Source organism: Shewanella sp. S1-49-MNA-CIBAN-0167 (assembly GCF_040310145.1).
GTDB classification, from domain to species: Bacteria; Pseudomonadota; Gammaproteobacteria; order Enterobacterales; family Shewanellaceae; genus Shewanella; species Shewanella psychromarinicola.
Map to the genome: position 1 here is coordinate 1 of NZ_JBEOPO010000037.1, position 13,752 is coordinate 13,752.

General features: G+C 41.3%; 12 protein-coding genes and 1 pseudogene. All 13 read right to left on the reverse strand.

Going from position 1 to position 13,752, the window contains the following annotated elements; genetic code table 11:
* Positions 1 to 204 precede the first annotated feature (204 nt).
* The gene (locus AAEZ00_RS16155; protein ID WP_101031951.1) at positions 205 to 1,074 is read right to left on the reverse strand and encodes a mechanosensitive ion channel family protein; all 870 of its coding nucleotides are present in this window, start codon (positions 1,072 to 1,074) and stop codon (positions 205 to 207) included.
* 45 nt (positions 1,075 to 1,119) lie between these two features.
* A complete protein-coding gene (lpxM, locus tag AAEZ00_RS16160) occupies positions 1,120 to 2,055 on the reverse strand; it encodes a lauroyl-Kdo(2)-lipid IV(A) myristoyltransferase (RefSeq protein ID WP_351089115.1) in 936 nt (311 codons plus the stop codon).
* Positions 2,056 to 2,372: 317 nt separating this feature from the next.
* Positions 2,373 to 2,672 carry an integration host factor subunit alpha gene (ihfA, locus tag AAEZ00_RS16165; protein ID WP_011637176.1) on the reverse strand — a complete coding sequence of 100 codons (300 nt, stop codon included), beginning with the start codon at positions 2,670 to 2,672 and terminating at the stop codon, positions 2,373 to 2,375.
* A 3-nt stretch (positions 2,673 to 2,675) separates the two neighbouring features.
* Positions 2,676 to 5,063, reverse strand: a complete 2,388-nt coding sequence (gene pheT, locus AAEZ00_RS16170; RefSeq protein ID WP_124011681.1) for a phenylalanine--tRNA ligase subunit beta — start codon at positions 5,061 to 5,063, stop codon at positions 2,676 to 2,678.
* Positions 5,064 to 5,078: 15 nt separating this feature from the next.
* Complete coding sequence (pheS, locus tag AAEZ00_RS16175; RefSeq protein ID WP_101031954.1) at positions 5,079 to 6,062, reverse strand: phenylalanine--tRNA ligase subunit alpha; 984 nt, start codon at positions 6,060 to 6,062, stop codon at positions 5,079 to 5,081.
* Positions 6,063 to 7,082: 1,020 nt separating this feature from the next.
* Positions 7,083 to 7,574, reverse strand: coding sequence for an ATP-dependent zinc protease family protein (locus AAEZ00_RS16180; protein ID WP_233768542.1), 492 nt, complete (start codon positions 7,572 to 7,574; stop codon positions 7,083 to 7,085).
* Between the two features lie 263 nt (positions 7,575 to 7,837).
* Positions 7,838 to 8,188 carry a DUF3802 family protein gene (locus tag AAEZ00_RS16185; protein ID WP_101031956.1) on the reverse strand — a complete coding sequence of 117 codons (351 nt, stop codon included), beginning with the start codon at positions 8,186 to 8,188 and terminating at the stop codon, positions 7,838 to 7,840.
* Positions 8,189 to 8,271: 83 nt separating this feature from the next.
* Positions 8,272 to 8,847: a YceI family protein gene (locus tag AAEZ00_RS16190; protein WP_101031957.1), complete on the reverse strand. Its 576-nt coding sequence runs from the start codon at positions 8,845 to 8,847 to the stop codon at positions 8,272 to 8,274.
* 50 nt (positions 8,848 to 8,897) lie between these two features.
* A complete protein-coding gene (locus AAEZ00_RS16195) occupies positions 8,898 to 9,395 on the reverse strand; it encodes a YaiI/YqxD family protein (protein ID WP_101031958.1) in 498 nt (165 codons plus the stop codon).
* A complete protein-coding gene (pdxH, locus tag AAEZ00_RS16200; protein WP_101031959.1) occupies positions 9,395 to 10,033 on the reverse strand; it encodes a pyridoxamine 5'-phosphate oxidase in 639 nt (212 codons plus the stop codon). Before pdxH ends, AAEZ00_RS16195 begins: the two co-directional genes overlap by 1 nt.
* Positions 10,034 to 10,134: 101 nt before the next feature.
* Positions 10,135 to 10,743 (reverse strand): annotated as a pseudogene (locus AAEZ00_RS16205) (arginase family protein).
* Between the two features lie 31 nt (positions 10,744 to 10,774).
* Positions 10,775 to 11,704 (reverse strand): adenosylmethionine decarboxylase, encoded by a 930-nt coding sequence (locus tag AAEZ00_RS16210; RefSeq protein ID WP_124011684.1) that lies wholly within the window; start codon positions 11,702 to 11,704, stop codon positions 10,775 to 10,777.
* Between the two features lie 73 nt (positions 11,705 to 11,777).
* Entirely contained in the window at positions 11,778 to 13,688 is a 1,911-nt protein-coding gene (gene speA, locus AAEZ00_RS16215) for a biosynthetic arginine decarboxylase (protein ID WP_101031961.1), read from the reverse strand.
* Positions 13,689 to 13,752: the final 64 nt, after the last annotated feature.

A 13,752-nucleotide genomic window follows, 5' to 3' on the forward strand; every position in this document is an offset into this window, starting at 1 on the left:
AAATACCTAACAGATTGTTAAATTTGGCAATAATTCACACGCCAATACATTCTTACTGAGCCAAGTGCATAGGCATGAAAACTTATTAGATCGTCACACCAAAGCCAACAAATCTGACATGAATAAGTAACGTTTTAGCTGGTTAAATTAATAATAAAAAAGACGCCACGGCGTCTTTTTTATTGATGCAAAAATCGGTGTTAATTAACTTTTATGACTTCGGTTAATCGTCAAATTACCATCAACATGTAAATCACGTTGTGGATAAGCAATCACCACATTATGCTCGTTAAATAGCTCGTACATTCTAAAACGAATTTCGCTACGACGGCGGCGGATATCAGTTTCTGACACTGCGCTGACCCAAAAAATTAAGTCAAAAATCAATGCATTGTCGCCAAAATCTTCAAATAAGACGGAGGGTTCAGGTTGCGGCAAAATATCATCTCGCTCACCAATAACTTGATAAATCAGCTCACGAACTTTAATCACATCCGAACCGTAAGCCACGCCAACACGAACAAATGTTCGGGCATTTTTATCAATCAAGGTCCAGTTAGTCACGGTGTTTTCGAGTAACAGACTGTTGGGCACTAGCATGTGCACTCCGTCATTACGGCGTATCAAGGTTGAGCGAGTGTTAATACACTCGACAACGCCTCGCGCCTCACCTACTTCTAAAAAATCACCAATGCGGATGGGACGTTCCCACATTAAAATCCAGCCACTGATAAAGTTATTAATAATGTTTTGCGCACCAAAACCCACACCAATCGCTATCGCACCTGACACAAATGCAAACGCAGTTAAGGGAATATTTAAAATTTCCATACAGGTAAAAATGAGTACTGCGATACTAATAATAAAATACATGCGAGTGAATAAATGGATCGCATCGGCACCAACATTACGACGTTTGAGTGCTTTAACAATCAAGCGCCCAACACGAGTGATAATAAACCAGGCTAAAAATATGTACAAAGGCACTTGTAACAACTGCAACAAAGTAATTGGGCTATCGTCGTAGGTAAATACCACCAAAGACAAGGCCGATAACAATTCGTTAAAATCCATATGAACCTCTTATTCTTGTGATTACATCAAGGTGATGGTTATAATTTAGTAAAACTCTTGCTCTCCTGGTGGACGAGTTTTGAGCAATTTCAAAAACCACATATATTGTTCTGGATAAGCATTAATCACTTGCTCAACCACTTTGTTTAACGCGATGGCTTCATTCTCTTTGCCAATCATCTCATCAGGATTAACCGCTGGCAGCACCGTCATAATAAATTGTTTAGCCTGCTGGTCGTAACCAATCTTAACGGGCATGACTTGTGCATTACCGGCTTGGGCTAAGCGACCGACAACCGGTAATGTGGCTTTAACTGTGCCCATAAAAGGCGCAAATATACTTTTTTCAGGCCCTAAATCTTCATCAGGCAAATAGAAAAAACTGTTGTCATTTTTTAACTCGGCCAATAAAGCTCTAATCCCTGCTTCACGCATATACACACGACCACCTTGACTACTGCGCATGCGATTACTAAACCAATTAAATAATCCATTGCGATGGGCTTTAGCCATGGTCACTAACGGAATTTCCATGTTAATTCGCAGACCTGCATATTCCATTGGCCAAACATGCGGCATGATAAAAATTATCGGTTGTTTTGCCTCTCGGGCAGCTTGCACATTTTTAATGCCATTAAGTTGAATGCGGCGTTTTAAGTGCGCTTTAGAACGAATAAGCAACTCAGCTTGCGACAATAAGGTAATGACAAATGTTTCAACATTCTGTTTGATTAACGCATCTACATCTGCAGGTGACTTATCAGGAAAACAGTGCGTAATATTCACCTTTGCGATCCGCAATGGTTTCTTGGCAACTTTCATTACTACTCGGGCAAATAATCTCGCAATGGGATCTCGAATGCTTGCAGGAAGTGCACCAAATAAAAACAGCACAGCGATGGCTAACCATGTCCCCCAGTGACGAGGGTGTAATAGTGATTTATTAAAACGAGTATCGAAATATTTTGCTTGTCGTGCCAAAAGAAACTCCAAATAAACTGACCCTGATCCACAGGGAAGAATCATATTATAACAATGGCATTATACTAAGGATTAATGAGTGTGGAACAGTAATTATGCCCGACAACATCAAAACATCACTCTCTCTTAGTGCTATACCCATGTTTATAAAACTAGCTTGCTCACGATTTCTCTGACGGTAAGGATAATGTTATAGATCATGTGGATATAATGAAATGATAAAATAAATTTACCAAATTCAAAAACAAAAGAGCCACTCAATTAAGAGTGGCTCTTCGTAATACAGATCCGATCGGATTGGCGTATTAACTAGTGAACTACTTTTTACCCGAGTTTGCTGCTTCAACACGTGACTTTAACTTCTGTCCAGGACGGAAGGTAACAACACGGCGTGCAGAAATGGGAATATCTTCACCAGTTTTCGGGTTCCTTCCCGGTCTTTGATTCTTGTCCCTAAGGTCAAAGTTGCCAAAGCCAGATAACTTGACCTGCTCACCACTTTCGAGTGCTTCACGAATTTCTTCAAAAAAAGACTCGACCATCTCTTTAGCCACACGTTTGTTAATACCTAATGTTTCAAAAAGATGTTCTGCCATTTCGGCTTTGGTAAGTGCCATACTTTAATCCCTCAACGATGCGTTGAACTCGGTCTTTAGAGCCGATACCACTGCAACCATAGTTTCAGTAATATCTTTATCTTCAAGTGTACGAGTAGTGTCTTGTAATGTAAGTGCGATGGCGAGGCTCTTTTTGCCAGGCTCAACCCCCTTACCTTGGTATACATCGAACAAGTTTAAGCCAACCAACTGATTTTCGCCAACTTTTCTTATCAAATTCATAACATCAGTTGCAGAAACTGCTTCATCTACTACTAACGCTATGTCACGACGGTTAGCAGGAAACTTAGATACAGCTTGGGCTAGCGGCAAACGGGCGTGCAATAATGCATCCAGTTCTAACTCGAAAATAATTGTTTTGCCATTGAGTCCAAAAGGCTTTTCCAACTTTGGATGGATAGCACCGATATGACCAATGACGCGATTATTTCGTAATATTTCAGCACATTGTCCTGGATGCAGCGCAGGATGTGTTGCCCCTCTAAAGCTAAATTCTGTAGAGGCAACTGTCAAGCCGATTATTGCTTCTAAATCACCTTTTAAATCAAAGAAGTCGACGATTGTAGACTCCATTGACCAATGCTCATCGTTTTGAACACCAGAAATGACCGCGCCCAGCATAGCTTGTTGACGAACACCAGAATCTGCTTGTGCATCAGGGATAAAGCGTAAACCCGTCTCAAATAAACGCACTCGATTTTGCTGACGGCTTTGGTTATAGCCTACGGCTGTCAATAATCCAGTAAACATTGATAAGCGCATGGCTGACATTTCGACTGAAATCGGGTTAGGCAACACCATGGCCTCTTCGCCAGGGTGAACAATATTTTGCATTTTTGGGTCAACAAAACTGTAGGTCACTGCTTCTTGGAAACCACGAGCAACAAATATACTGCGCACACGCTTAAGCGAAATATCAGCTTCTTGGTGATCAGGCATGCTTAACGCTGCCATTGGCGCAATATTAGGGATATTGTTATAACCATAAATACGCGCCACTTCTTCGATCAAATCTTCTTCAATCGCCATATCAAAACGATATGTTGCCGTGGTGACAATCCAATCATTGCCGTCAACGTTCACGCTAAAACCTAAACATTCAAGAATTTCCGTCACGTCAGTATCAGAAATAACATGCCCTAATGTTTTGTCTAACTTGCTACGACGCAAAGTGATAGTTGCTGCTACGGGTAAATGCTCAATCGATACCGCTTCAACAACTTGACCGGCTTCACCACCACAAATATCTAATACAAGGCGAGTAGCGCGGTCCATGACCTTATGTTGTAGCTCAGGGTCAACTCCACGCTCAAAACGATGTGAAGCGTCTGTGTGTAAGCCTAAACGACGTGATTTACCCATAATGGCCAATGGAGAGAAAAAAGCACACTCCAAAAGAATATCTTGGGTGTTTTCATTTACACCGGTACTTTCACCACCAAATACCCCCGCAAGCGCAACAGCTTGTTTGTCGTCGGCAATCACTAAGGTATCGCTTGGTACCGTAATTTCATTGCCATCAAGCAAGGTTAGCTTTTCAACACCATCAGCTAAACGCACGGTAATGCCGCCGTTTAAGGTATTTAAATCAAACGCATGCATTGGCTGACCAAATTCAATCAACACATAATTGGTAATATCAACAATGGGATCAATTGAACGAATACCACTGCGACGCAATTTTTCTTGCATCCATAATGGCGTGACGGCCTTAATATTGATGTTTTTGACTACGCGGCCTAAGTAACGAGGGCAAAGATTTGGCGCTACCACACTGATGCTAAACGGCGCATCTATCGTGGCGGTTACGGCTTGCCAAGAAGGCTCTATTACCGCTTGACGATTTAATACGCCCACTTCACGAGCAAGACCGGCCATGCCTAAACAATCGGCTCGGTTAGCGGTTAAGTCAACATCAATAATGGCATCATCTAATTGCAAATATTCACGCACATTCAGGCCTATAGGTGCATCTTGCGGTAATTCAATAATGCCATCGCTTTCGATGTCTATACCTAACTCGCCGTAAGAACACAACATGCCCATTGACGGTTGGCCGCGTAATTTGGCTTTTTTAATTTTAAAATCGCCTGGTAATACTGCGCCCACCATCGCTACTGCGACTTTTAAGCCTAAACGGCAGTTTGGTGCACCACAAACGATGTCGATAAGCTCATCGCCGCCAACATTGATTTTAGTGACGCGTAATTTGTCTGCATCTGGGTGTTGGCCACATTCAACCACTTCACCGATGACCACGCCGCTAAAATCGCCAGCGACGGCATCAATACCGTCAACTTCAAGACCAGCCATGGTGATTTGGTGTGATAATGCGTCACGACTTACTGATGGGTTAACCCACTCACGAAGCCAAGATTCACTGAATTTCATCTACTTTTTGCTCCGTTATTTGAATTGCTTAAGAAAACGTAAATCGTTTTCAAAGAAGGCACGTAAATCATTTACGCCATAGCGCAACATGGTTAAACGCTCAACACCCATACCAAAAGCAAAACCAGAGTATTTCTCAGGGTCAATACCCACACTGCGCAGTACATTTGGATGTACCATGCCGCAGCCTAATACTTCTAACCACTTACCGTTTTTACCCATAACATCCACTTCAGCAGAAGGTTCTGTAAATGGGAAGTAAGATGGGCGAAAACGTACTTCTAAATCTTGTTCAAAGAAGTTACGTAAAAAGTCATGCAAAATGCCTTTAAGTTCTGCAAAATTAACGTTTTCAGCAACCATTAACCCTTCAACTTGATGGAACATTGGCGTATGAGTTTGGTCGTAATCGTTACGATAAACACGGCCTGGAGAAATGATCCGAAGTGGCGGTTTTTCATGTTCCATGGTGCGAATTTGCACCCCAGATGTTTGCGTGCGTAACATCACTTTGGGGTTAAAGTAAAAAGTATCATGATCGGCACGAGCTGGATGATGCTCAGAAATATTTAGCGCATCGAAATTATGGAAATCATCTTCGATTTCAGGTCCTTGTTTAACAACAAAACCAAGCTCACCAAAGAAGGTTTCAATACGTTCGATAGTGCGCGTAACCGGATGTAAGCCGCCAATATCGAGCGTACGACCCGGAAGAGTGACATCAATATTTTCAGCAATTAATTTTGCTTCTAATTCAGATGCTTTCAATCCGTCGATACGCACAGTCAACTGTTGTTGAACGGCTTGCTTTGCTTGATTGACTGCGGCACCAAAGGCAGGCTTTTCTTCTGCGCTTAATGATCCCATCATTTTCATCATGTCAGTAATTTTACCTTTTTTACCAAGGTAATCGACACGGATATCATCCAATGTTTTTAGATCACAGGCCTTATCAATGACCTCTAAGGCTTGTTCTACGATCTCGGTTAACTGCTGCATGTTATCATCCACTGCATTTTTGCATTTAAATGCGATTGAGCGTCTAGTCGACTATACGAGTTCACCATAGTGGCAACCCAGTAAGTGACGACGCGGTAGTTTGACGCTTATTATGATAACTAAACAGTCAAGACTGGGGTTAAAATAAAAGATTGGAATTTTACGTTAGCAAGTACAACTTTACTAGTCATTATTGGTATTTTTAATAGCAAATAGTTGTATTTACCTACAATTAACCCACTTAGCCTGTAACCGTGGCAACAAGTGTTAACTCAGGAGTCTACCCAACCGAAATCGTCAGTCTGTTGATGATGGGGTCTGGTTAGCTTACAGCAAGGTTACCTGTCCCGATTTAGTGCGGTTGAACATGTCGCGGTCAAGGGTATTTACTCCTAAATCGGTCAGTAAAAAAGACGCAACCTGCGTGTTTTATGTGGTCACGGGTTAATGAGTTAAATCAGCGTTTACTATATCGATGACCGATGAAAACGAGGTTGCAGAGTCGCGTCAATACCAAAGCCATTACTGGCGGTGTTCAACTCAAACCAACGTACACCTTTCAATTTAGCCCCTCCGAGGCTAATAATCATTATACTTTATTAATACGAGCACAAAACAGACAAAAAAATACCGCTCATATTGAGCGGTATTGTTAACCGATTTTATTGACCGATATTGTTAACCGATATTATTGACCAATAATAAGGAATTAATGTTTTTTAAACGCATCAACCATATAGTGATCCTGTAACCAGTTTCGGCTAATTAATAATTTATAACCCATTTTGGTACGGTCTTTAGATCCATATCGACTAAGAACTCAGACTAGGTTCACCAACACTTAATCAAGCCATGTAACGCGCTTCAGTACCTTACGCATGACGAATTAACCATGTACCTCAAATGTTAGTCCACACCTTGTGTTCTTTCTCGACGCTAATATTGGCAGCATGTAATGAGCGTTCTACCGCACCCGAGTTAATGCGGGGTATACATCAATCCTGTTTGCTTAATACTCAACTAAAGGACCAAAGTACTTTTTTGTGATACATCCACAATGTAGTTATGCTTTAAAAAATTACGCCCAATGAGTAATTTGTATTTCATATGGCTACGGTCGCGTAAATTAACATAAATATGATGCAACTTATCCGAAAAACCGACATCGAGCTTCACCATGTAGCGGGTTTCAATGCCTTGTGAATTCTTCACCCTTAACGTACTGACAATTTCGGCTTGAATACGTTTTTTCTCACCACGTTCATTTTCTGTGGTGAATTCAACAATTTTACCGACATTACTTTTCATTTTTTTGAATGCGCCGCCAATGATTGTTAAATCTACCGCATGCAGAGAAGTCTTCCCCGCACCAGTATCAATGCGAGCATGATAGTGTAGTCCAGACTTAGCGACTGTCATGGTTTCAACTTGACTTAAAATGGTTTTATCACTCGCAAACACAGATATAGACAGCAAACACGACACAACAGAAATCACAATTTTTTTAAACATGATCGATCCCAAAAAAAACTAAACCAGTTAAATAACTGCCTGAACTAAGTCACTCAGCTCGGGATAATAAACGGTTATAAAACAGTTTTTTGTCCTGCTAACTGCATTGTATTGACTTGTAATAGGCTAGTTATTGACGCCGTAAGTCACAAGAGCTGCACCTTATTAGCAAATCAAATCACAAGTTCGATATTAAATAGCTCAAATATTCTGATTTTGGCATATTTATTCCATCTGTTAACCCGTGTTGAGGTTAAGTAGATTTATCGCAACAGATGAGCAACTTCTTGATCAAATAAATTTTTAATCAAACCTGAAAACTCAGTAATAAAGATACTTTGTTCGGGTGTGGCTTGATGATTAGCAACAGAGGCTAAAATCTCTTCTAAGTCGTATACTATTGCATCAATTTCACGGATCACTATATTACGCTGAGCAAATGATAATTGCGGGTTTTGACCACATACCATAATGATCTGAGCAGATAACTGATCTTCAAACAGTTCCATAACAGTTTCCGTTGTATTTACGGTATTTTCAGACGACTCAAACAGCCCTAAATGTTCAGTTAAATACTGAATTAAATGCATGTAGCCGTCTTTGTCGGTAACCATTGTGCCCCACCTTTCTTAAACACTACTTAGCCGAAAATGGCTCTCAATCTTGATGATTGAAAGTCATTAACAACCACAGGTAACTATTGCGCTAAGGTTAGCACAAATGACACTGGCACTGCCAAGCTGATACTCGGCAAACCCGCCATTTCTTTAAGTTTTTCGACACCCGACACAAGGCCAAATTCATTTGCTTGAATAATCACTGGCGCTAAACTTGAAATCACCATTTTCTTGTCAGATAATTTAGCCACTAACACTTCAAAACTTTTTTGTTGTTTCTGACCATGTAGTGAAATGGTTGCTTCAACTTGGGTCGTTAGCGTGTCACCGACTTTTAATCCTGCCAACAATTTGGGATTAACCACCGCATCCAAGGTTAACTTTGGAAACTGCGCAACTTCAAACAACACAGTCTGCATTCGCTGATCACGAATTTCTATTCCGGTATCAACACTGGTTAAATCAATCGATAAAGAAAATGCACCCGCATCCGTTAATTCACCTGCAACTTGTTTAAAATGATGTACTTCGGCAATATCGGCTTTCTTAATCGAAATAAAGCTCACCCGAGAATGATCTTGATTGACTTGCCAATCGCCTGCCATCACAGATGTACTCAGCAAGCTCGCGGCTAAAAAAGGTAACCATTTTTTCATCATAAAGTCCTTTGTATAGAAAGTCAGATTAAGTATAGAGTAATATTTCGTTATATCTTGCTGGGGATCAATTTAGCCAACCATTTATCTAACGCTTGTGCAAACGCATGCTTATCCGTTTGCGAAAAACTATTCGGACCGCCAGTATGTATGCCACTGCTACGCATTTCTTCCATAAAATCACGCATAGTCAGTATCTGTTTGATATTCTCAGCGGTATACACGGTACCACGAGGGTTCAATACTAGTGCACCTTTATCAACCGCATCTGACGCGAGAGGAATATCAGCGGTGACCACTAAATCCCCTTTGACAACTTGTTCAACAATGTAGTTGTCTGCTTCATCAAAACCGGAACTCACTCGGATCATGCTAATTAACGGTGATCTTGGCACGTTAATCATTTGATTAGCCACTAACACCAATTGAATCGACTTACGCTCAGATGCCCGAAACAACATCTCTTTCACTGGATTGGGACAAGCATCAGCATCAACCCAGATTTTATTGGTTATCACCGCTAAAGGCTCCACTTCATTAACATTCATTAAGGTGCCAACCGATCAATATTCCAATCAGCATCGGTTTTGGTATAAATAAATCTGTCATGTAAACGATGCTCACCTCCTTGCCAGAACTCGATACTGCTTGGACGGACTAAATATCCGCCCCAAAACTTAGGTAATGGCACTTCACCCTGAGCATATTTGGCCTTCATTTCGGCAAATTTCCCTTCCAGTGCTTGCCGCGCAGAAATCTTGCTCGATTGTTTGGATACCCATGCGGCAATTTGACTGTCTTTGGGTCTGGACATGAAGTATTTAGCCACATCCAATATAGATAATGGTTCCGCTTGCCCTAATACTGCCACTTGGCGATCAAGAGCATGCCAAGGAAACAGTAAACTGATTTTACTGTTAACGGCTAATTGTTTTGCTTTGCGACTTTCTAGATTGGTAAAAAACACAAACCCTTTATCGTCAAATTTCTTCAGCAACACAATACGTTGAAATGGCTGACCATCCTCATCAACCGTTGCGATAGACATGGCTGTCGGATCGGTAAGTTGTGCCTCTGTGGCCTGTTGCATCCATTGTTCAAACAGATCCATCGGGTTAGTAGGCAAATTGGCCCGTCTTAATCCACCTTGGGTGTATTCACGGCGAATATCACTTAAATCACTCATATTGGCTCCTCATTAACCTTGCGAGATCTATTCTACGCTGAGCAGGCACAAAAAAGCCAACGTCAGCACGTTGGCGAATGTGCTTAATGATAAAGTTGAAATTACTTTTTAATTAAGCCCTTACCTTCTGCCCAGACATGCAGCATTTCAAGGCCCAGAGTCGCTCCTGCAAGCGCAGAATTTCAGCCGAATCGTATGATGGCGCCACTTCAACAACCATACCAACAACCTTCATACCACGTAATCCACGAATAATTTTCATTGCTTTATCACTGGTTTATCCGCCACAAACAGGCGTGCCATTGCCCGGAGCATTAGCCGGGTCTACACAATCAATGTCGAACGTGATGTATAACGGCATATCAACGACGCGAGCACGCACTTGTTCAACAATGTGTTGCGCCGTTGCGGCATCAACCACCTCAAAGCCGTGGCCTTCTTTGTGGTATTCGGTACGAATACCACTTTGTATTGAATGCTCAACATCAATCAATCCTTCACGCGGTGCACACTAAATTTACCGATGCTTGGCGAATGGCATTAGGCCCCATACGACCACCTGAACGACCTGTTGTTGCCATATAAAAAGGTAAACCAATCACTACCACGTCGGCATCAGACTCCGTTGGTTTAACATTCAGTGGCTGGCGTAAATACCCGAATGCGTTTGAAGAAAGCAAATAATCAGGTTTTTCTGCAAAAGTAGTCATAGACTATCAAAAAGATGGCAAATGCCGATAATTACAATAATGTAGGGTTCAGTACTTCTAAGCAATCTTGCTGATAGTGGCTGAAGTGTATGTTAAAACCTTGTTCGATTGTCATTGCGCACTGGCTTAAACACAAGTACTTTAAAAACTGCTTATTGGCAATATTACTATTAAAACCAATAATGTCGCAGCTGTTTGGCTGCAATAATCTTACTAGCTCAGCAAAGATATCAACCTGAGTTGTGGTGAGATCAATGTTGGTTTCAACACTCACATAAGAACTATTTTCTTGTGGTGTAATGTGTATTGTAAAATATTCACAACCCCGAATACCGTTGATTGAATAGCCTAGCGGGCTGAATAAATACTGATCAATACTAAAACCATTAAATAATTGTTCCAGTTGCAGCATCAGCCCAATTTGAACCATTGATTGCTGATCACCCCGTAAATAATCCGCTATCGGACCCGAAATATGATACATCAGCAGTTCATTGGTGGTATCAAACCGACTGGCTTGATACTCTTTATCGGTAGTAAAAGTATAGTGATGATGGCTATCTAAATGACCCATTCGGTGGGCCTGCCCCGCAATAAAATGCCTTAACCTAAGCACATCGTCGCCAAAAGAACTTGCTTGTAAATGGGCATAGTATTCGTTTTTGCGCTGATAACAAACATATGCAATAGCTTGTTCACCTAAACGTTCAATGCAGTAGCATGCTGATTCTACTAGCGAGCTAGTGCCGCAAGTGAGCATAACGAGTCGATCATCCCAAACAAATAAACTCGATTCACTCAGTAAATAAGCATCGCAATATTCATTACTTATGCTAGATAAAATATCTGCATTTGAGGCAGCAACAAGCCCCACCCAAAATGTTCGATCTAATGACCGTAATTTAGGGGCTGATGCATTAACGATAATCTCTAACTTTTTCTCTGAACCTTCAAAAAACATCTTAGCAACTTAAAAGCCTAGCGACCTGCGGTAACTAGGCTTTTTGAATAACAAGTTAATGTAGTAAATAAGATTAAAAATCTTCTAGGTAAGTGTAGCCTTTAAGCCCTAACTGTAACTCTTCTAGGATACTGGCGCGCTCTTCTTCAACAATATGTTGATTCACAAGCTCTTCATAGGTGCGCATAAAGTCTACCGCATCTAAATTCACATAACGTAGCACATCAGCTACCGTGTCGCCTTGTAAAACAGACTCAATCTGGCTTGATCCACGCTCATCGATACGCACAACAGCTGAGTTGGTATCACCGAACAAGTTATGCATATCACCCAAGATTTCTTGGTATGCCCCCACCATGAAAAAACCAATCAGGTATGGGCTGTCTGCGCTCCACGCTGGGACGGGTAAAGTTGTTTCAATTCCCTGACCGTCAACGTATTGATCAACAATACCATCAGAGTCACAGGTAATATCTAACATTACCGCACGGCGCTCTGGTGCTTTATCTAAACCCGATAAAGGCAACACAGGGAACACTTGATCAATACCCCATGCATCAGGTAATGACTGGAATAATGAGAAGTTAACGAAAAACTTGTCTGCTAATTTTTCATTCAATTCGTCAATCACGGGACGGTGATAACGATTATTGTTACTTAATAATCCCTTCACTTCATGGCAAACACGTAAATTGGCTTGTTCTGCCCAAGCTCGGTCAGCCAAACTTAATTGACCCACAGCAAACAATGAGTGTGCTTCAGCAATATCACTTTGGCTATCATGATAAATTTCAATAATCGCACGCTGATCATATCGACCGCTGATTTCTAACCAAGATTGCCACATGTTGTGCAATAATTGCGGCGCCTCTTCACTTGGTTCTTGAATATTTTCTGGTTGATACGCTTCAGTACCAATCACATCAGTAATTAACACCGCATGATGCGCCGTTAAATGGCGACCAGATTCAGAAATAATACGCGGCATTGGTTGCTCGTACTCATTACATAAATCGGTTAATACGTTGACGATATTGTTAGCATACTCATTTAAACCATAGTTCATTGAGTTATTGCTTTGGCTTCGTGTACCATCGTAGTCAACCGCTAACCCGCCGCCCACATCGAAACAATCAATGCTGGCACCGAGTTGGCGCAATTCACAGTAAAAACGGCCTGCTTCGCTTACACCTTGGCGAATGTCACGAATATTGGCAATTTGCGAACCTAAATGGAAGTGTAATAACTGGAGAGAATCCAGCATATTAGCACTTTTTAATTCAGCAATAACTTTCAACACTTGTGCTGCAGACAAACCAAATTTGGACTTTTCGCCACCGCTGGCTTGCCATTTGCCTTTACCTTGAAAAGCCAAACGCACACGTAAACCTAAACGTGGAGTGATCCCTAGCTTTTCAGCTTCAGCCAATACCATTTTAAGTTCCGACATTTTTTCAAGCACGATATAGACTTTATGGCCTAGCTTTTCGCCGATTAATGCTAAGCGAATATATTCTTTATCTTTGTAACCGTTACATACAATAACTGAACTGGCTTTTTGCGCCATCGCAAGAACTGCCATTAACTCTGGCTTACTGCCGGCTTCAAGTCCCAACTGTGGAACTTCTTTCGATTTTTGGCTGGCTAGAATTTCTTCAACCACCGTTTTTTGTTGGTTTACTTTAATCGGATAAACTAACAAATAATCATTTTGATAATCGTATTTCTTAATTGCATCATTAAATGCTTCGCATAGACTTTCCACTCTATGGTGTAAAATCTGCGGGAAACGGACTAGTACCGGTAACGAAACGCCTGCTTCAACCATACTATTGGCTAATTCATTTAAGCCAACTTTATGATCCGGATTTTGTGGGTTAGGTGACACTGTCACTTCACCATCTTCACTAATACCATAAAAACCTTGGCTCCAGTGAATCACGTTATAACCAGAGCGAGCATCTTCGATAGACCAATCAGACATAATTATTTTCCGTATTTGTATCAACGTTAGCAGCGCCCCCATCGGTAGCCACTGCTTGTTAAAT

What these genes read in the sequence shown, in the direction of transcription:
- AAEZ00_RS16155 (WP_101031951.1), bottom strand. Translation starts at nt 1,074, where the DNA reads ATGGATTTTAACGAATTGTTATCGGCCTTGTCTTTGGTGGTATTTACC.
- ihfA (WP_011637176.1), bottom strand. Translation starts at nt 2,672, where the DNA reads ATGGCACTTACCAAAGCCGAAATGGCAGAACATCTTTTTGAAACATTA.
- pheT (WP_124011681.1), bottom strand. Translation starts at nt 5,063, where the DNA reads ATGAAATTCAGTGAATCTTGGCTTCGTGAGTGGGTTAACCCATCAGTA.
- pheS (WP_101031954.1), bottom strand. Translation starts at nt 6,062, where the DNA reads ATGCAGCAGTTAACCGAGATCGTAGAACAAGCCTTAGAGGTCATTGAT.
- AAEZ00_RS16180 (WP_233768542.1), bottom strand. Translation starts at nt 7,574, where the DNA reads ATGTTTAAAAAAATTGTGATTTCTGTTGTGTCGTGTTTGCTGTCTATA.
- AAEZ00_RS16185 (WP_101031956.1), bottom strand. Translation starts at nt 8,188, where the DNA reads ATGGTTACCGACAAAGACGGCTACATGCATTTAATTCAGTATTTAACT.
- AAEZ00_RS16190 (WP_101031957.1), bottom strand. Translation starts at nt 8,847, where the DNA reads ATGAAAAAATGGTTACCTTTTTTAGCCGCGAGCTTGCTGAGTACATCT.
- AAEZ00_RS16195 (WP_101031958.1), bottom strand. Translation starts at nt 9,395, where the DNA reads ATGAATGTTAATGAAGTGGAGCCTTTAGCGGTGATAACCAATAAAATC.
- pdxH (WP_101031959.1), bottom strand. Translation starts at nt 10,033, where the DNA reads ATGAGTGATTTAAGTGATATTCGCCGTGAATACACCCAAGGTGGATTA.
- AAEZ00_RS16210 (WP_124011684.1), bottom strand. Translation starts at nt 11,704, where the DNA reads ATGTTTTTTGAAGGTTCAGAGAAAAAGTTAGAGATTATCGTTAATGCA.
- speA (WP_101031961.1), bottom strand. Translation starts at nt 13,688, where the DNA reads ATGTCTGATTGGTCTATCGAAGATGCTCGCTCTGGTTATAACGTGATT.